This is a genomic window from Thalassotalea atypica (assembly GCF_030295975.1).
GTDB lineage: Bacteria > Pseudomonadota > Gammaproteobacteria > Enterobacterales > Alteromonadaceae > Thalassotalea_F > Thalassotalea_F atypica.
In genome coordinates this window covers 357,282-375,748 of the sequence record NZ_AP027364.1, presented here as the reverse complement: position 1 = coordinate 375,748, position 18,467 = coordinate 357,282, and the positions used below count along the sequence as shown (strand labels likewise).

The window sequence follows — 18,467 nt, the reverse complement described above, 5'->3', positions numbered from 1 at the left end:
TTGTAGTTTTTTATGAGTGCCACTGGATTAAATTCTCTTGAAAAGAAAGCCGCTTTTTCTCTAGCAACCGTGTTTGGTTTGCGTATGCTCGGCTTATTCATGATCCTACCTGTATTTGCCATCTATGGGCCCGAGCTTAAAGGTTACTCCCCGATTTGGTTAGGGCTAGCCATTGGCGCTTATGGTTTGACCCAAGCCCTATTGCAAATCCCCATGGGGATATTGTCTGATAAGTTTGGCCGAAAGCCGATTATCTTGGCGGGTCTTGTCGTTTTTATGATAGGTAGTATTGTTGCGGCAATGTCAGACACCATCTACGGCGTGGTATTAGGTCGAGCAATGCAAGGAATGGGCGCAATAGCAGCAGCAATATTAGCGCTTGCCGCAGACCTAACCCGTGAAGAGCAACGTCCCAAAGTTATGGCAACAATTGGTATGTTTATCGGTTTGTCCTTCACCGTTGCACTCGTTATTGGCCCCGTGATTACCAAAAGTTTTGGTTTAAGTGGCTTGTTTTGGTTTACCGCCATATTGACTGTGCTAGCGATGTTGCTGATTCAGTTTATGGTGCCCAACTCTGTTAATAAAGCGCCAAAAGGCGATAATGTGGCCATGCTTGATCAGCTCAGTAATTTATTCACTCACCCACAACTGTTTCGTCTCAATGTGGGTGTGTTTACTTTGCATATGGTGCTTACCGCTTGTTTTATCTATTTGCCTCTCAAATTAATTGATAGTGGTTTATTGCTTGAGAATCATTGGCAGCTGTATTTACCCGCTCTTTTTGGCTCTTTCTTTTTGATGGTGCCGTTTATGATAATTGGGATGAAAAAACAAAAAGAAAAAGAAATGTTTGCAGGCGCCATCGCTTTGCTTGCCTTGACGTTAGCCCTGTTCTCACAGCTACCGAATAATCTAACTACCTTAGTTGTTTTGATTGTCATGTTTTTTGCTGCCTTTAATTATTTGGAAGCTACGATGCCTTCGATACTTTCGCGTATCGCGCCAGCAGGCGTCAAAGGCAGCGCAATGGGGATTTTCTCAAGCAGCCAGTTTCTAGGAGCCTTCGTTGGTGGTGCCTTGGGTGGGGCATTATCAAGTAGCTATGGAGAATCCGGCGTGTTTGTCGTGATGGCATGTTGTGCTGTAGTTTGGTTATTGATCGCCTTAGGCATGAAGCGCCAAACAAAGTCAAAGAGCTTTAGTTTCACTACTGCCTTTGCTTCTGAGCAGCAAGCCGATGACGCAGCGGAAAAACTGATCAATATGCCGGGCGTTGTAGAGGCGACTTTGGTACATTCAGAGGCGGTCGCCTATTTAAAGCTGGACGACAAACAAGCAGATATTTTGCAAATTAAAGCATTGTTAAATCCATAAGACATTTCAAGTAGCAGAGGTATCTCATGGATAACGCATTAAAGAAAAAACGGTGACAAGCCGTTTTTTCCTATTCTTACAGTCAAACCTGATGTTGAGTATTTCCATTGGCTTTACTTGATATCAATCACCGTATAGAAGTTCTCTTTTGCTCCCATTTGCAGGCGTACTTCATCATCGACAATACAGCCCTTTAGAGACGACGACAGCGGCGCATCTGGCGTTATTACCGTTACCATTTCTTTTACCAATGAGAGTTGATGTCCTGCACCAACAGGTAAAATAAAGAACAGTTTAACCTGACTATTATCATCTTCCAAATAAACCAAAGCGCCGATTTCTACCTGACGACTTTCACCCACTTTAAGCGAATTCAAGGTATTAATGCTCTTACGCAATTCGTCAATTCGTCGAGATTGGCCTTCCGCCAAAAAGCCAGATTCAATCGCTAAGCTATCGTATTGGGTTTCCGCTTTGGACTGCTCATCAGTTGCTGCAAGTCGAGCATTTGTAGCGGCAAGCTCAGCTTCTTCAAGCAACGACAGCAATTGATTTTGTAATTGCTCAATAAGTATCTTTTTATTCATTTCAGTATATTAACCAGTTAATTATCGAGTTGCTAATACCTATCACCCTCCACCTATCTGACAGGTGTCAAAATTAGCTTGAGTTTTTACCTGAACACAAGTAAGTTATATGCAGGTATGACCATTAGGTCGATAATGATTAAGTGAACAATTATGACGACAACAACTGCTTTTCCACACATGCTTGCTCCATTAGATTTGGGCTTCACCACAGTTAAAAATCGCGTTTTGATGGGCTCTATGCACACAGGGCTCGAAGAAGAAAAAAATGGCTGGGCGAAATTAGCCGCTTTTTATGAAGAGCGTGCGAAAGGTGGCGTTGGCCTGATTGTCACTGGCGGCGTTAGCCCGAATATTCGTGGTCGCGTCGGTCCATTTGGTGGTGACATGACCATGCCTTGGCACGTTAAGAAGCACCGCCAAGTTACTGAAGGTGTGCATAAATATGACACTAAAATTTGTTTACAGCTTCTTCATACTGGCCGTTACGCTTATCACCCCTTTAGTGTTTCCGCGAGTAAAATCCAAGCACCGATAAATCCATTTAAACCAAAAGCAATGTCGACTCGCCAGATCTTGGGCACAATCAAAGATTACGCAAAAGCATCAAAGCTCGCCTACAAGGCTGGTTATGACGGCGTTGAGATCATGGGCTCTGAAGGTTACCTGATTAACCAGTTTAGCTGTAAACGTACCAACCTTCGTGATGATGAGTGGGGCGGCAGTATCGAAAACCGTATGCGTTTAGGCGTGGAAACTGTAAAGGCGGTACGTGAAAAAGTTGGTGAGAAATTCATTATTATATTCCGTTTATCAATGCTTGATTTAGTTGAAGGCGGTAATACTTGGGAAGAAGTGGTATTGATGGCAAAGGCAATTGAAGCCGCCGGCGCAACCATTATCAACACAGGTATTGGTTGGCATGAAGCACGCGTCCCGACCATAGCAACGTCGGTACCTCGTGCGGCGTTCACTTGGATCACCGAGCGCATGAAGAAGGAAGTTAGCATTCCACTCGTCACGACTAACCGTATTAATACGCCAGAAGTAGCAGAAGATGTGTTAGCCAATGGTCATGCAGATATGGTGTCCATGGCACGTCCATTCTTGGCAGACGCTGATTTTGTAAATAAGGCAGCGGAAAATCGAAGCGAAGACATCAACACTTGTATTGGTTGTAATCAGGCGTGTTTAGATCATGTGTTCGAACAAAAACGAGCGTCTTGCTTAGTTAACCCACGCGCTTGTTACGAAACTGAATTGAATTTCGAAAACACCAAGCAAGCCAAACGCATTGCTGTGGTTGGTGCAGGCCCTGCAGGATTAGCATTCAGTGTTTATGCCAGCCAACGCGGACATCAAGTAACGCTATTTGATCGTGGCAGTGAAATTGGTGGTCAGTTTAATGTTGCTAAGCAAATCCCGGGCAAAGAAGAGTTTTATGAAACTTTACGCTACTATAAAAACCAGTTGGCGCATCAGCAAGTTGATGTGCAGCTTAACAGCGAGAAAACAGCAGAGCAGCTTGCAAAAGAAGGCTTTGATGATGTCGTTATCGCCACTGGGATCAAGCCTCGTGAATTAGGCATAGAAGGCTTTAAGCATGAAAAAGTTAAGTCATACCTACAAGTGTTGCGTGATAAAGAAGAAGTCGGCAAGAAAGTGGCCATCATTGGCGCTGGCGGTATTGGGTTTGATACAGCAAGCTATTTAGCAGAAGAAGAGTCGCTAACTACCAATATAGAAGCATGGATGAAAGAATGGGGCGTTGATAAAGAATACAATAACGCCGGCGCATTAGCGCCTGCCGAATCAGAGAAGTCTGCACGTGAGATCTACTTACTGCAACGTAAAACAACTAAAGTTGGTAAAGGATTAGGTAAAACCACCGGCTGGATCCATCGTGCCTTCTTGCAAAAGAAAGGCGTGCAAATGATCCCAGGAGTGACTTATAAAGCCATTAATGATCAAGGTATATTGATTGAGGTGGATGGCAAAGAAAGACAAATCGAGGTCGACAACGTCATCATCTGTGCGGGACAAGAGCCAAATAAAGACTTATACAATGCCTTAGTTGCACAAGGGCAAAACTGCCATGTAATTGGCGGTGCAGATATTGCGGCAGAACTAGATGCCAAACGTGCCATTCGACAAGGTGCAGAGCTGGCTGCAAGAATTTAGTTTTTACTGGTCTTTTAAACAAGGATGCACTGACTACCAAAAAAGCCACAAGTGAAGCTCTGTGGCTTTTTTCATTATTGGACAGTTATAAACTTGCCATTAGAATGGCATTAAGAATACAAGCTCAGTGACCGTATGGGTCTCACCGTCAACAAAATCAAAAGCTAATGTTGGTGCAATCATAAAACTTCCAACATGAAAATCATAGCTGCTTTCTACGCGATACAAATCTTCTTTGCCGCCATGAGCGCCGCCAATGTCTTCTTTACCGTAACCTAATCCCAAGCGAATTGAATTCCACGGATGAACATAAGCCATTGCTAAATATACATCTGCGCCATCACCATGATGAGCATCATTGGTTTTTTCAAAGACAATACCGGTGCCCCATAACTCGCTGAGCTTATATTCATACTCGATACCAAAGCTCATTTCAGTTTCGCTGTCAGCGTGCGTTGCACCAATGAAAACCCCAGGAATATGGTGGGCGGTTTCATTTGCGAATGTTTGTGTACTTGCCAAGACCAATAGGCCAGCAATAAGAATGTTCTTTAACATGTGAACCTTTCTATTATCTATATGCAGTCGCTAGATTCTAGGGTGTTCAACCAGTCTAAAGTACACAAATCAGGTAATAAAAATAGTGAAATTTGTAACATTATGGACAATTAACATTGTTACAAGCAACCCACTTAGGAATTTGATGAGCTAACAGGAAATTATCAGTTGGCGTGTAAAGAGAGAATTAATGGCAAGATAGACTACGTAAACCCTACATGGCGAAATCAATGAGGTAGAGTTTACGTATACGGGAGTTATTTACTCTTTATTTGTTTGTATTTTTGCCTGCTTAACCATTTCTCTAACATCCGAAAGCAAAGCTTTAGCATCATAAACAATACCGTCTTTAATGGTATAGTTTACGCCGCCTGAACGCTCTGGTTTATTGCTTTCATTGAGCTTGAAGTGGCCTGTGCCATAGAGCACTTTGAAATTACGCAATGGGTTTTCACCGACAATCACTAAATCCGCCTTTTTGCCGACACGAATAGAGCCAATATCATTTGCTAAGCCCAGTGCTTCAGCACCATTAATAGTTGCAGATTCAATCACTTCTAAAGCATTGAAACCTGCTTCACGCAAAAGTTCTAACTCGCGAATATAACCAAAACCATAAATTTTGAAGATATAGCCCGCGTCTGAGCCCGTTGTTACACGGCCGCCGTGATTTTTGTAGTCGTTTAAAAAGGCCATCCATTGCTGATAATTCTTCTTCCACGCAATTTCGTCATCCGTTGTCCAATCAAACCAGTAAGAGCCATGGGCGTAACGGTTCGGCTGGAAAAAATCCCATAATGTCGGCAAAGTATATTCTTCATGCCAATCCGCATTCATTTCACGCATTAAATCGCGACTTGCTTCATAAATGGTCATGGTCGGGTTGATGGTAAAGTCTAATTCCAACAGTTCATCACGAACGTCCAGCCATTTTTCTGTGTCAGGTTTTGCCGCTTGCTGCCACAACCGTCCTGCTTCGCCAAAACGATCTTGCTCATTGTTATAATTATAATCTGGCGAATAATTTTGAATGTGCTGATGCTCAAAGAGCGCTTCAGGTAAGCCGTACCAATGCTCCATGGTGGTCAGCCCTAGTCGTGCTGAGTCAACTACATTCATATTAGTCACTTCGAGTTGGGCGTGGTGCATCATACTGCCAAGTCCATGCTTTTTCGCTTCATCTAAAGCGGCTGCCATGATTTCTGGAGGAGCGCCGAAAAATTTAATGCCTTTAGCGCCCTTTTTAGCAATATTCTTTACCCAAGCGCGGGCTTGTTTCGGCGTTGTAATTGGCTCTTTTTGTTCCATACCAAAGCCAACATAAGGAATGATGCGTGGCGCTGCAATAGTGTTTTTCTCGCTTCGCTCAACATGATCCATAACCCAATTAACGCCGTTAAAACTGCCCGGCTCTCTCACGGTAGTAATCCCATGTGCCAGCCACAGTTTAAAGACGTATTCAGCAGGAATATTCTCTGCACTACCGCCAATATGACCGTGCATATCAATAAAGCCAGGCAAAATATATTGTCCTTCAATATTTATTTCTTTATCACCAGCTTGCAATTTAGGACGCTTTTTCGGTTTGATAGGCACGCCAGGGTTACCGACATTAACGATACGTTTGATGCGATCATTTTCAATGACAATATCAACCGGCCCCATTGCAGGTGCACCTTCGCCGTTGACCATAATACCGCCACGTAAAATCAAGCGTTTATAGGGCCCGTCACCCTCGGCTCGCTTTGGCGCTTTATCACCAGGGGCAGCGACGGATAGCCACGATAGGCAAAATCCAATAACTAAGATGAACGTTTTCATGCTAAATTCTCTTTGTAATTATTTGCTAACACTGTAGCGAATGTATACAAAATACGGTAGTCAATCTCGATAAAATGCCCAGTAAAAGAGATGAATATTTTGATAAATATCGATAACATACTTTTTTAACCATAGATATTTCCACCATATGTTTTCTGAAATAGTTACCCCTCGCTTTAGCGACACCGATGCCTTAGGCCATATAAATAACACTATGATCCCTGTTTGGTTTGAAGGTGCTAGAAACCCTGTTTTTAAACTCTTTACACCGGAAATGAACTTAAAAGCTTGGCCTTTAATTTTGGCAAAAATTGATGTTAACTTTGAAGCGCAAATATATTACGGCAAAGACATTGAGGTTCGCACCTACATTAGCCGTATTGGTGGCTCATCATTCGATGTCTATCAGGAGCTGTGGCAAGAAAATAATCGCGTCTCGTTCGGTACTGCTGTGATGGTACATTTTGATTACAGGAGCCAATCATCCGCTAAAATTCCGGATGATATTAAGAAGCAGTTATCAAGGCACAATGTCGAGCTGTAGTTTATCGCCTATTAAAAAAATTAAATATCAATGGCGTCAAGGTCGTGAGATAAAATCCTAGAAAAAAGTGTTATTCGTACTTTGGATTGTTGATGCACAGTGATAGAATCGATCAACTCAGATTCGTTTTTTCATTTGTTAGATAAACGAATGAATTTTAAGTCGGCATGAATAGGTGCCGCCAGATACAGTAGGAAATTTTCATGGCCAGTCGTGGTATTAATAAAGTCATCATCGTCGGTAATATTGGGCAAGACCCAGAAGTTCGTTTTATGCCAAATGGTGGGGCAGTAGCTAATTTTACAGTTGCGACATCAGAAACATGGAAAGACAAACAAAGCGGTGAGCAAAAAGAGAAAACTGAATGGCACCGTATAGTAATGTATCAACGCCTTGCAGAGATTGCAGGTGAATATCTTAAAAAAGGCTCTAAAGTGTATTTAGAGGGTCGTTTACAAACTCGTAAATGGCAAAACCAGCAAGGTGCTGATCAGTACACGACAGAAATTATTGCCAATGACATGCAAATGTTAGACTCACGCGGTCAAGGCCAAGGCGGTGGTGGTTTCCAAGCACAGCAAAGTGGTGGTTTCAACCAGCAAAACACGGCTCAATCAGGTGGTTTTAACCAACAACCTGCACAGCAGCAAGGGGGCTTTAGACAGCAACCTGCGCAAGCAGCACCGCAACAACAAGGTGGTTTCAACAAACCAGCACAAGCAGCACCACAGCAGCAAGGTGGCTTTAATCAGCAACCTGTGCAACAAGGTGGATTTAATCAACAACCTGCCCAGCAACAAGGTGGCTTTAACCAACAACCTGCCCAGCAAAATGCACCTAAAGTGAACCCGCAAGAGCCAACTATCGACTTCGATGACGATATTCCGTTCTAGGAAATGTCAGTAAGAATTTTAGAATAAATTTGTTAAGGGTCTGTTGTTACAGACCCTTTTTATTTTCTAATAGATTTACTATCTGCCGTTATTTAACTTCCATGCGCACTGCGTCAACACTCCATTACCTTCCTAGTTGTGACGGTGAACGTTTTACAAAACTATCTCTTCATTCCTCTGAGTAATTCGCCGCATGCATATGACTCTATCAGAGATTATTCATGTACTACTGTTTCGATAATCGTTCCCAGATTTTGTTATTTACAACGACAATAAATTCTGCCCTGCGACAATGCCCTTGGCACCTTAGCAGCCAAAACGACAATCTGAGCTTCTATTTTCATTAGTACTGGAGCACGCCTACTTTAGATAGATAAATGAATTACCACTCTTGCCTAAAAGTTAAACATCTTTGATTGTATACAATATATCTTACTGATATGATTCTGCTCTAACTGAAGGTCAAAATTATAATAACAAGGACTTTTTAAATGACGGAAGCACAGCGTAGCCCTTTTCATCAATCCTTCTATGTTGCGAACTGTATGGAGATATTGGAGCGATTTGCCTGGTATGGTATGTACACGTTATTGGCGTTATATATTACTAGCCCAGTGTCTCAAGGGGGGTTAGGGCTGAATCAATCAGAGAAGGGGCTGATCATGGGTATTGTCCCGTTTTTCCTCTATTTATTTCCCATTGTTTCCGGTGCCCTAGCAGATAGATATGGTTACAAGCGCATGTTTATTTTGTCATTTATCATTATGACGCCTTGCTATTATTTACTTGGGCATATCAAGGACATGGGGTCCTTCATGGCGATCTTTATGCTTGTTGCACTGGGCGCAGGTATTTTTAAGCCTGTGGTTACCGGCACCATTGGACGCACAACCGATGCAACAAACCGCGGTTTAGGCTTCGGCATTTTTTATATGATGGTGAACATTGGCGGCGCGCTTGGTCCTCTTATTGCCCCCATTATTCAAAAGAAGCTTGGCTGGGATTGGGTGTTTACTTTTGCCGCGATTTGGATCGCTTTAAACTTTATTCCGGTGTTGTTTTTCTACAAGGAGCCTTCAACCCAACCAACGAACAAGTCTTTTAAGCAGGTGATGCAAGAGATGCAGCTCGTGTTGGGCAATGGACGATTAGCCCTGTTAATTTTCCCGTTGTTGATCATTCTTGTTGCCTATAACGCTAATCTTATTCCCTCGCTGGGCAATTTCAGTGCCGGGTGGATCACTTTATTTCTCACGATGGTTCTTATTGTTTTATCCGTGCTGTGGGATGTCTTTAATTTACGAACAAGCAAGCAAAATCCATTGGACATTCGACCTTGGTATCGCCAAACCATGAAAATAGGCAACAAAGCGTTCATGGTATATCTATTGATAATGTCTGGCTTTTGGACCGTGTACTTACAACTGTTTATCACCCTACCCAGTTTTGTTCGAGATTTTGTCGATACCGGTGATTTAGTCAATGCACTACACGCATTAGGCCCTTGGTTTTATGATGTATTTGCGGCAATTAACCTTGATGCCATCAAAGAAGAGTTATTGAGACTTGCGCCTACTTACACAGTAAATGCGACCAGCGGCTCCCTGGAGTCGGCTCGTGCGGCCATGGCGTCGTTAGATATTCGAGTGCCCACGGCAGAGTTGAGCAGCGCATTGTTACAGATATCCAACGAGCCTGCTTTAGCCTCACAATATGCCAATACGTGGGCAGAGAAATATCGACAAATTAACCCTGGCACGCTGCTCGGGTTAGACTTTTTAATGATTGTATTTTGCCAAATCTTAATCAGTAATCTCATTAAGAAATGGCCGGTGTTACCTACACTAATTGCTGGTACTGCACTTGTTTCTTTTGGTTTATGGTTTGGCAGTCTAGCCCATGGTTTGGTCATGGGTGGTACGCTTGTGGCCACCTCCATTTTGATTTTTGCAACCGGAGAAATGATAGCATCACCTAAGAGCCAAGAATACGTTGCTTCCTTTGCTCCACAAGACAAAGTGGCCATGTTTATGGGGTATTACTTCGTTGCCTTAGCACTCGGGAATCTATTTGGGGGCTTGCTTTCCGGCTGGCTTTATCAAACCTTTGCTATTGATATGTCACAACCCAATATGATGTGGTCCATTATTGGTCTATTAGGACTATTCACTTGTCTTGCTTTGTACATTTTCAGCAAAACCATGCAACACGACATTGAAAAACAGCAGCAATTAGCTGAAGTGAACTGATTGAGAGAATAAAATGACATCTGTTTCAACACAATTTAGCCAGTGGCAAGCGCCACAAAATTTTACCACATTACACACCCTTGATTGTCATACGGGCGGCGAGCCACTACGCATCGTCACTGATGGTTTTCCTGAGCTAAAAGGGAATACGGTATTGGAAAAGCGTCGCTACTGTAAGACGCATTATGATCACTTACGCACTGCCTTGATGTTTGAGCCACGAGGTCACGCGGATATGTACGGTGCGATTGTATTACCACCAGAGCGAGAAGACAGTCACTTCGGCGCTATATTTATTCATAATGAAGGCTACAGCAGTATGTGTGGTCATGCGACCATTGCATTGACAAAGTTTGCCGTTGAAGCAGGCATTGTTGCCAAAACAGGCGCAGTAACACAAGTTAAGATTGACGTACCGTGCGGACAAATTAATGCCTTTGCTTATGGTGATGGTGATGGTGATTCAATTGATAAAGTGACTTTTGAATGTGTCCCTTCTTATGTGGTTTACCAGGATCAGAGCATTCATGTCGAAGGAATAGGACAAGTTAACTTCGATGTTGCCTTTGGTGGCGCGTATTATGCCTATGTCGATGCCACTCAACTTGGGCTCAAGTGCAACGCACATGATTACAATCAACTGATTGATTATGGTCGTAAAATCAAAGCGGCAGTGAGTGAGAAATTCCCCATCACTCATCCTTATGAGCCTGATCTAAGTTTTCTGTACGGCACTATCTTTATTGAACCAAGTGAGCAACCCGGTATTCATAGTCGTAATGTTTGTGTATTTGCTGATGGCGAAGTCGATCGCAGCCCAACAGGTAGTGGTGTCAGTGGCCGAGTTGCGCTGCATTTTGCCAAACAGGAAGTTCCCCTCAATCACCCTATTATCATTGAAAGTATTTTAGGGAGCCAATTTCAAGTCGAAGCTAATCGCATACAAGCATTTGGCGAACATCAAGCCGTCATTCCTCGCGTTACGGGTAATGCGTTTATCACAGGGAAAAGTGAATTAATTATTGATCCTAATGATCCATTAAAAGCTGGCTTCATACTCAGGTAAGCACCAACGTATAAAGAGCGTAAATATGAATAGAATTGAAAAATTAAGAACAACATTGAATTTAGAAAAGCTAAACAGCTTTTTGATCTTCAACGATCACAATATTACCTATTTAACGGGATTTAATGGCCATGCAGCCACTATATTGCTGACACCACTGCACAACTATTTGATCACAGATTATCGATATTATGAGCAAGCAAAGACACAGGCCGTTGACATGGATATTGTTTGTCGTGATCGAGTAAACCAAAGTTTGCCTAGTTTAATCAATGAACTGCTTATCAAAGAGCAAGTAAGTGAGCTTGCTTTTGAAAGTGCCCATTGCTCAGTTGAACAGTGGCAAAGTATTCATCAAGGCATTCAGGTTAACACTGTCATTGGTAAAACCCGGTTGGTAGAAGATTTACGTTATGTTAAAGATGACTCAGAAATAGCCTCGATAGCACAAGCGGCGGATATCGCCGATCAAGCACTTGCCATCACACTAACTCACATTCAAGACGGTATGTGTGAACGAGATTTAGCCCTAGAACTTGATTATCAAATGGCTAAACTTGGGTCTGAAGGAACCGCTTTCGATACCATCTTGCTGTTTGGCGAACGAAGCGCCCTACCACATGGCATTCCTGGAAACAGAAAATTAAAGCGAGGAGATTTAGTCCTTATCGACTTTGGCGCAAGAATTAACGGCTATCGATCTGACATGACACGGACTTATGTTTTTGGTGAAGCGTCACCAAAACAAAAAGAAGTTTACCAAATCGTTCAACAAGCACAGCAAGCAGCGCTCGACACTCTAACCGAAGGCATCACAGGTGAGCGTTTATATCAAAGTGCTGCCGATGTGTTAACCCAAAGTCCTTATGCACAATACATGGGTGAAGGTTTAGGACACGGCCTTGGGCTTGATCTACATGAATTTCCCATTATGGGGGCAGGTTGTGACCTTACCATCTACAAAGGCTCCGTCATTACCATCGAACCGGGTATCTACATTCCCAATTGGGGCGGTATACGCATAGAAGACGATGTCGTATTAACAGATAACGGATTAAGCATATTAAATAAAGCGCCTAAAGCATTACTTGAGCTTTAATCAAATTCACCTACGGACATAATATAGCAATGAAAATTATTAGCGCAGCACAAGTGCAGCAACACTTATCTTTTAAACACCTGATCCCTTTACTTGAGCAGGCATTCACACAACCTTTTACTATGCCTCAACGGCAGGTCTTTCATTTAGACGAGAGCCATTCTCGTGATGCCTTTGCCTTACTACCTTCATGGAATAACGAAGTGATTGGCACAAAAGCGTTTACCTATTTTCCTGATAACAACGCAGATGAAGGATTGCATAGCCTTTATTCAAAAATCATGCTCTTTAAGCGAACGACTGGCGAGCCATTAGCACTGGTAGATGGCACCAGCGTAACCTATTGGCGCACCGCTGCAATTTCTGCGTTGGCCAGTAAGCTTTTGTCAAATCAAGGCAGTGAGCATTTGGTTTTATTTGGTACTGGCAACCTAGCCCCCTATTTAATTAAAGCTCACTTGAGTGTACGCCCACTAAATAAAATCACTGTTGTTGCGCGCTCAGAGGAAAAAGCAATAAGCCTTATTCAATCGATGCAAAACGATTATCCTGACGTGTTTTTTTCTACGTGCGATAACATCGAACAAAGTGTGAAAACAGCAGATATTATTTGTTGTGCAACCGCCAGCGGTGAACCCTTGTTTGATGGCAATCATTTAAAACCAGGAGCTCATGTCGATTGTTTGGGTAATCATAATAACGACAAACGCGAATGTGACACCACCACAGTGACTCGTGCACGTGTTTATGTCGACAGTTTAGTCAATAACTTAGCAGAAGCCGGTGAACTACTATTGCCAATGGCTGAAGGTGCGTTTCAGCAGGAGGATATTATCGCTGAACTTGCTGAACTGTGCCGCAATCCTGCAAAAGGTCGACAAGATAAAGACGAGATTACCCTGTTTAAATCTGTCGGTACCGCCATCAGTGATTTAGTCACAGCGAACTATGTGTTTCAACAACTTTCATGATGAAGTCTTTAAAACTTTAACTAACAACAATTAAACAAGGTAACTCCATGAATATACGACTGACACTCACTAAGTTACGGCAGGTATTTACTTGTACGCTCACCTTAGTCATTGCCAATATTGCAATATCCCTGCATGCAACACCTGTCTATGCATTAACAAGCAATGAAGCAGAGACAAATGCTGTTCAGGTATTAGCTATAGCAGGTCAACTTGCTGCCAATGAGCAACCTGTTGACTCGCCGGCCATGTCATCAGCTAATTTAAACACCATCATTACCGAGCTAAGCCTTTTAACTAGCAATACATCAGCATTGAGCACCAACCAACGCAATGTACTTTTTCATGGCTTAACCTATCTCGATCGTTATTCGTTTTATGGCAAAAAACCCAATGATGAACAACTAAAAGCGATCTCATCACTATTACTAAGCTTATCAAATATTAAAACAGACAAAGACTTTGAATTAGATCGCTTACTCAGTCAAAATTTACACCGTTGGTTAACTATTGCGGACAGTGAGCAGTGGCTTGATGAGCTGACTTGGTTAACGGCTCAATTGTCGCAAAATATCGCCGCTTATAATCCCAGTAAAGCCAAATATAATACTGACTATCGAGAAAATGTTTGGCAAAACCTCTTTGCGCATATCACTTATTTAAGATGGCTTAAGAACAACACAAGCGAATCAAATAAAGAAGCTTTTGCTAAATTTTGGCCGTTATATTATAAACAGTTATCCGCTCTACTTGCTGGTCAGCTTGAGATATCTTCATCCAACGAAAACGCTCAATGGGTAACACAGCACTTATTGTGGTTAGTCGCAAAATCAACGCTGTTACTTGATACAGAAAACGCATCAACAGATGATGAACAAGCGAATAATATTTTAACCACCATTGACCAAAATATTATTACCATGATCGAAAAAAACTATGGCGGTGATACCGTAGCAATCAGTAAATTACTCACCGAATATTACCTTGTGCCTAGTTTTAGAACAGATGAAAGCTGTCAAGAAGAGCAATGGAAAAACTACTGTTACAAAGCAACGTTAGAAGACGTATTACCACAAAAGCATGAATGTTCGTCATCATTGTTTATTCGCTCTGAGCAACTTTCCACTCAGCAACTCACAGACAGTTGCACTAAACTCACTTCACAAGAAGCACGCTTCCACCAGTTATTTGAAACGAATTATCAGCCAGTTGCTAATGACGGTAACACTTCTTTAAGAGTTGTGGTGTTCGATGATTGGTCACAATATCATCGTTATGCGCCAATGCTATTTGATATCAATACTGATAATGGCGGCATGTATATAGAAGGGACACCGTCAAAGCCTGGAAATCAGGCGACATTTTTTTCATTCGAGGCCTTTTGGTTACGACCAACCTTTAAGGTTTGGAACTTGAACCACGAATATGTTCATTACTTAACTGGGCGTTTCACCACATACGGGCCGTTTGGACATTTCCCAAATCGTATGGTGTGGTGGTCAGAAGGTGTTGCTGAATATATTGCCAGAGATAACAATAACGAACGAGCCTCTAAAACATTGCTTAAAGCCGAGCCAAGTGAAATCCCATCATTGGGTGAAGTGTTTGATACTGAATATGCTGATGGCTCAGAACGTGTCTACCAATGGAGCTATTGGGCAGTTCGTTTTCTAGCAGAAAATCATCAACAACGTTTAGTGTCTTTGAAAAACGACATTTATAAAGACTATTTTGATGGCTACAGTGAGCAACTGGATAACACTGCAAATGAGCTAAAAGAGGATTTTCATGCATGGCTGTTAAATCAAAGAAAAATGCTTGAAAGCAAAAGCCAAGCAGCTGATACAGTCAAAGAGAAATTGCCTAGGAAAGTGAATCGTTACTTGTACCCTAACTTTCTAAAGCCGGAATTTGTGCCTGCCCATTGGTTGAAATAATAGATAAATTAAAGGTTAAATGTCTTGGCATTTAACCTTTTCAACTTCTGCTCTTTGCTTAACTCTCTGCTTAAGCCACCTAAACCTCGAAATACTGTATTTATAACAAAAATAAATCACTTTCCTATACAAAGGCTTAGCGACACTGATTAAATAAGCAGCATTTTTATTGATCTAGATCCTCTCCTTCACTGCCTGAAAAAACTATGATTCGCGCAATTTTCAACCAGTCGAACTTGGCTTTATCAAGTGACGACGTCATGGATTTATAAAAAATCATGACATAATACAGGTGACAATATGAAAACATTTACATTAATGGCGCTACTTACTTTATCTTTTTCACAAGCAGCTAATGCTTATGACTTTACCGTTCCGAGCAATGCAAATACGGACGAGTCACAATATTGCCTCAACGCAGTAACTGGCAATCAAACCATTGCTGAAATTGCTGAGCTAGTCGGCGTTGCTGAAGAAAATATTGACCGTAAAATCGCGTGTAATGGCGTTGGTATCACAGACTTTGTAAAACAATACAAAGACCAACCACAAATCAGCCATGAAATAATCACTCAAAACCAGTTTTCACTGACTGCAGCTAACGGTAATAGCTCAGGTCAATTGTGTGTAATCGCCGCATCAGGTGATTTAGATAAATTGCAACGTGTTATCCGTAGCCAAGACATGAACATGAAGTACTTTATTAAATACAACAATTGTAACAACCTTTCTGTTATTGATTTCGTTAAAAAGTTCGGTAGTGAACAAACAGCTGTTGAACTACAAAACTACCTTTAATGGTGTTTAGACCATATTAACTTGCTACAGGTTAACACTATTCAAAAAGGAGCCTTCTGGCTCCTTTTTTTATGACAACCAGACATAGATCTGAAGCCTTATCTAGTTACCATTGTTACAACTTCCTCTTGATTAATGTAGCAAAAGCCCAATGTATTTTACATGGCCATTTTTTGTATATAACTTACAGTGCACTACACGCGTTCTAAATTGTTCTCATTAGGCATGAAAGACTGCCTGCCCTTGATCATTGCTGCCATTCCGTTTGGCATCATTTATGGTGCACTCGGACAAACCACGTCATTGTCGCCTTGGGCCGTACTTGCGATGTCTTTATTCGTTTTTGCCGGCTCCGCGCAATTTATTGCAGTTGGCCTACTCGCAGCATCCGCTAGTTGGCCGGTTATAGTATTGACCACTTTTTTTGTGAATTTTCGTCACTTACTTTATAGCGCCAATCTATTGCCGCACATAAAACAATATAATCAAAAAGTACGTATCCCAATGGCATTTCTTTTAACAGATGAAAGCTTTGCTGTAGCAAGTAACTATCTAAAAGAACATGCCAACCAACCCAATTTTAGTTGGTATTATTTTGGCGCTGCGTTGTTTATGTACCTTAATTGGCAAGTGTGTACAGTCATAGGTTTATTTATCGGTCAGAGCGTTCCTAACATGGCTGAATGGGGGTTAGATATGGCCATGGTCGTTGCTTTCATCGGTATTGTTGTTCCTTGCTTGCATAATCGCGCGACATTGGCCTGTGCGGTGGTTGCAGGTGGACTATCATTGATCTCGTATGATTGGCCACACAAAACAGGACTTTTGTTCTCAGCAATTAGTGCCATTTGGGTTGCGATGTACCTAGAGAAACAAGAAAAAACACTTGCCGAGATTAACAGGGAGGCTGACTAATGGAAGAATTTTGGTTGATCATCGGCATGATGGCAGTCACATTTGGTATTCGCTACGTCCTTTTTGCCGCTGCCGATAATATTGAGTTTCCTGATAAGCTAAAACGAGCGTTAAATTATGTACCCATAGCTGTACTTACCGCGATTATTTTCCCCGCGGTATTTATACCCAAAGGGGAGTTGTATTTAAGTTTGAACAATCCATATATTATTGGTGCAATAGTCGCCGTAGGTATTAGTTACTGGAAAAAAAGTATGTTGCTTACCGTCATTATAGGATTAATTGCGTTTGCACTATGGAAATTCTTGCTGCTCAACATTTAACGAGTTGAAAACTTATGGACATTAAAAACTTTGCGTCAAGTTGCGAGCGAAACAAAGCCGTCATATTCGAACACCTTAAAGCCGCGTTGTCATCACACCAAGAGCGCTTTAACTTAACACAGACCAAAGTACTAGAACTTGGTAGCTATTCTGGCCAACACGCGATCCACTTTTGTCAGCAACTTAATAAGGTACAATGGCAACCTAGTGATGTAGAACAAAACATTGCCCTGTTAAAACATAACCTAGGCCTGTTTTCGCTGAACAATTGCTTGGCCCCTATCACCCTTGATGTAAGCAATAAAAGCCAATGGCCAAACAAGAAATATGACCTAATTTTTACCGCTAACACTTTGCATATCATGTCGTGGCAACATGTTGAGCAGCTGTTTGATCACATGGTGATGAGCACAGAGTCACATGCTATGTTTCTTGTTTATGGCCCATTTAAGTATCGGGGAGATTTTACCAGCCCTAGTAATGCTGAATTTGACGTTTGGCTCAAAGACAGAGATCCCCAAAGTGGTATTCGAGACCTTGAAAAAGTGACACTGTTAGCCAACAACGCGGGCTTTACCCTAGAACACGATATCGATATGCCAGCAAACAACCAATTACTGGTTTGGCAAAAAACGCCGCTGTAAATTAACTTTTATTAGCGTTTAACAGCTCAATAATTTCTTTTTCAAATGCTACTTTCTTCTTTTGGTTAAAACCACGATGTGCACTTACGATACTACCTTCTTGATTGACCATATAACTGCTAGGCATGCCTTTGACTTTGAGTTTTCGGGCAGTTGTTCCCTTGGGATCGTAAATAACCTTGAAATTAGCAGGAATTTCAGCAAGAAATTCATCAGCAAACTGGCGCTCTGCGTCCAAGTTAACACTCAAAATAACAAAGCCTTGTGCTTCATATTTAGCTTTCATTTCATTCATCCATGGGAACGACTTTCGACAAGGCTTACACCATGATGCCCAAAAATCGATATAGATAACTTTCCCTCGATTGTCTGAAATGTGTTGCTCGAGTTGTTGCTGCGCCAGCTCATTCGCAACACTTGTGTTACCAATTATTAAGCTAAATATTATTAGCACTTTAATAAAATTTTTCATTGATGCCGTCTTTTGGTATGTAATGCGTAAAT

Annotated in this window: 17 protein-coding genes; 13 read left to right on the top strand and 4 right to left on the bottom strand. The window is 41.8% G+C overall.

The window, feature by feature from the left end:
- Positions 1–12: 12 nt before the first annotated feature.
- Positions 13–1,377, top strand: coding sequence for an MFS transporter (locus QUE03_RS01700; protein ID WP_286264462.1), 1,365 nt, complete (start codon positions 13–15; stop codon positions 1,375–1,377).
- Positions 1,378–1,490: 113 nt separating this feature from the next.
- On the opposite strand, the gene QUE03_RS01695 is transcribed toward QUE03_RS01700, so the two are convergent.
- A complete protein-coding gene (locus QUE03_RS01695; RefSeq protein WP_286264461.1) occupies positions 1,491–1,964 on the bottom strand; it encodes a transcription elongation factor GreAB in 474 nt (157 codons plus the stop codon).
- A gap of 153 nt (positions 1,965–2,117) precedes the next feature.
- Here QUE03_RS01695 and QUE03_RS01690 point away from each other — a divergent pair, with 153 nt between their 5' ends.
- Positions 2,118–4,145 carry an NADPH-dependent 2,4-dienoyl-CoA reductase gene (locus QUE03_RS01690; RefSeq protein ID WP_286264459.1) on the top strand — a complete coding sequence of 676 codons (2,028 nt, stop codon included), beginning with the start codon at positions 2,118–2,120 and terminating at the stop codon, positions 4,143–4,145.
- A 99-nt stretch (positions 4,146–4,244) separates the two neighbouring features.
- Here QUE03_RS01690 and QUE03_RS01685 read toward each other — a convergent pair whose 3' ends face one another.
- On the bottom strand, positions 4,245–4,703 hold the full coding sequence (locus QUE03_RS01685; protein ID WP_286264458.1) for a hypothetical protein: 459 nt from the start codon (positions 4,701–4,703) through the stop codon (positions 4,245–4,247).
- Between the two features lie 261 nt (positions 4,704–4,964).
- Complete coding sequence (locus QUE03_RS01680) at positions 4,965–6,524, bottom strand: amidohydrolase family protein (protein WP_286264455.1); 1,560 nt, start codon at positions 6,522–6,524, stop codon at positions 4,965–4,967.
- A 148-nt stretch (positions 6,525–6,672) separates the two neighbouring features.
- Between QUE03_RS01680 and QUE03_RS01675 the strand changes: the two genes are divergently transcribed.
- From QUE03_RS01675 to QUE03_RS01625, 11 genes are all read left to right on the top strand, one after another.
- A complete protein-coding gene (locus QUE03_RS01675) occupies positions 6,673–7,068 on the top strand; it encodes an acyl-CoA thioesterase (RefSeq protein WP_286264451.1) in 396 nt (131 codons plus the stop codon).
- 203 nt (positions 7,069–7,271) lie between these two features.
- Positions 7,272–7,961: a single-stranded DNA-binding protein gene (gene ssb / locus QUE03_RS01670; RefSeq protein WP_286264450.1), complete on the top strand. Its 690-nt coding sequence runs from the start codon at positions 7,272–7,274 to the stop codon at positions 7,959–7,961.
- Between the two features lie 491 nt (positions 7,962–8,452).
- On the top strand, positions 8,453–10,210 hold the full coding sequence (locus QUE03_RS01665; RefSeq protein WP_286264447.1) for an MFS transporter: 1,758 nt from the start codon (positions 8,453–8,455) through the stop codon (positions 10,208–10,210).
- A gap of 13 nt (positions 10,211–10,223) precedes the next feature.
- Entirely contained in the window at positions 10,224–11,276 is a 1,053-nt protein-coding gene (locus tag QUE03_RS01660) for a proline racemase family protein (protein ID WP_286264445.1), read from the top strand.
- Positions 11,277–11,301: 25 nt separating this feature from the next.
- Positions 11,302–12,375, top strand: coding sequence for a M24 family metallopeptidase (locus QUE03_RS01655; RefSeq protein WP_286264442.1), 1,074 nt, complete (start codon positions 11,302–11,304; stop codon positions 12,373–12,375).
- 29 nt (positions 12,376–12,404) lie between these two features.
- On the top strand, positions 12,405–13,346 hold the full coding sequence (lhpI, locus tag QUE03_RS01650) for a bifunctional Delta(1)-pyrroline-2-carboxylate/Delta(1)-piperideine-2-carboxylate reductase (protein ID WP_286264440.1): 942 nt from the start codon (positions 12,405–12,407) through the stop codon (positions 13,344–13,346).
- 47 nt (positions 13,347–13,393) lie between these two features.
- Entirely contained in the window at positions 13,394–15,283 is a 1,890-nt protein-coding gene (locus QUE03_RS01645) for a collagenase (RefSeq protein WP_286264437.1), read from the top strand.
- Between the two features lie 300 nt (positions 15,284–15,583).
- Complete coding sequence (locus QUE03_RS01640) at positions 15,584–16,081, top strand: hypothetical protein (RefSeq protein WP_286264435.1); 498 nt, start codon at positions 15,584–15,586, stop codon at positions 16,079–16,081.
- Between the two features lie 189 nt (positions 16,082–16,270).
- Entirely contained in the window at positions 16,271–16,996 is a 726-nt protein-coding gene (locus QUE03_RS01635; RefSeq protein ID WP_286264432.1) for an AzlC family ABC transporter permease, read from the top strand.
- Positions 16,996–17,319: an AzlD domain-containing protein gene (locus QUE03_RS01630; protein ID WP_286264430.1), complete on the top strand. Its 324-nt coding sequence runs from the start codon at positions 16,996–16,998 to the stop codon at positions 17,317–17,319. Before QUE03_RS01635 ends, QUE03_RS01630 begins: the two co-directional genes overlap by 1 nt.
- Before the next feature lie 14 nt (positions 17,320–17,333).
- Positions 17,334–17,963: a DUF938 domain-containing protein gene (locus tag QUE03_RS01625; RefSeq protein ID WP_286264427.1), complete on the top strand. Its 630-nt coding sequence runs from the start codon at positions 17,334–17,336 to the stop codon at positions 17,961–17,963.
- Between the two features lies 1 nt (position 17,964).
- Here QUE03_RS01625 and QUE03_RS01620 read toward each other — a convergent pair whose 3' ends face one another.
- Positions 17,965–18,435: a TlpA disulfide reductase family protein gene (locus tag QUE03_RS01620; protein ID WP_286264425.1), complete on the bottom strand. Its 471-nt coding sequence runs from the start codon at positions 18,433–18,435 to the stop codon at positions 17,965–17,967.
- Between the last annotated feature and the right edge of the window lie 32 nt (positions 18,436–18,467).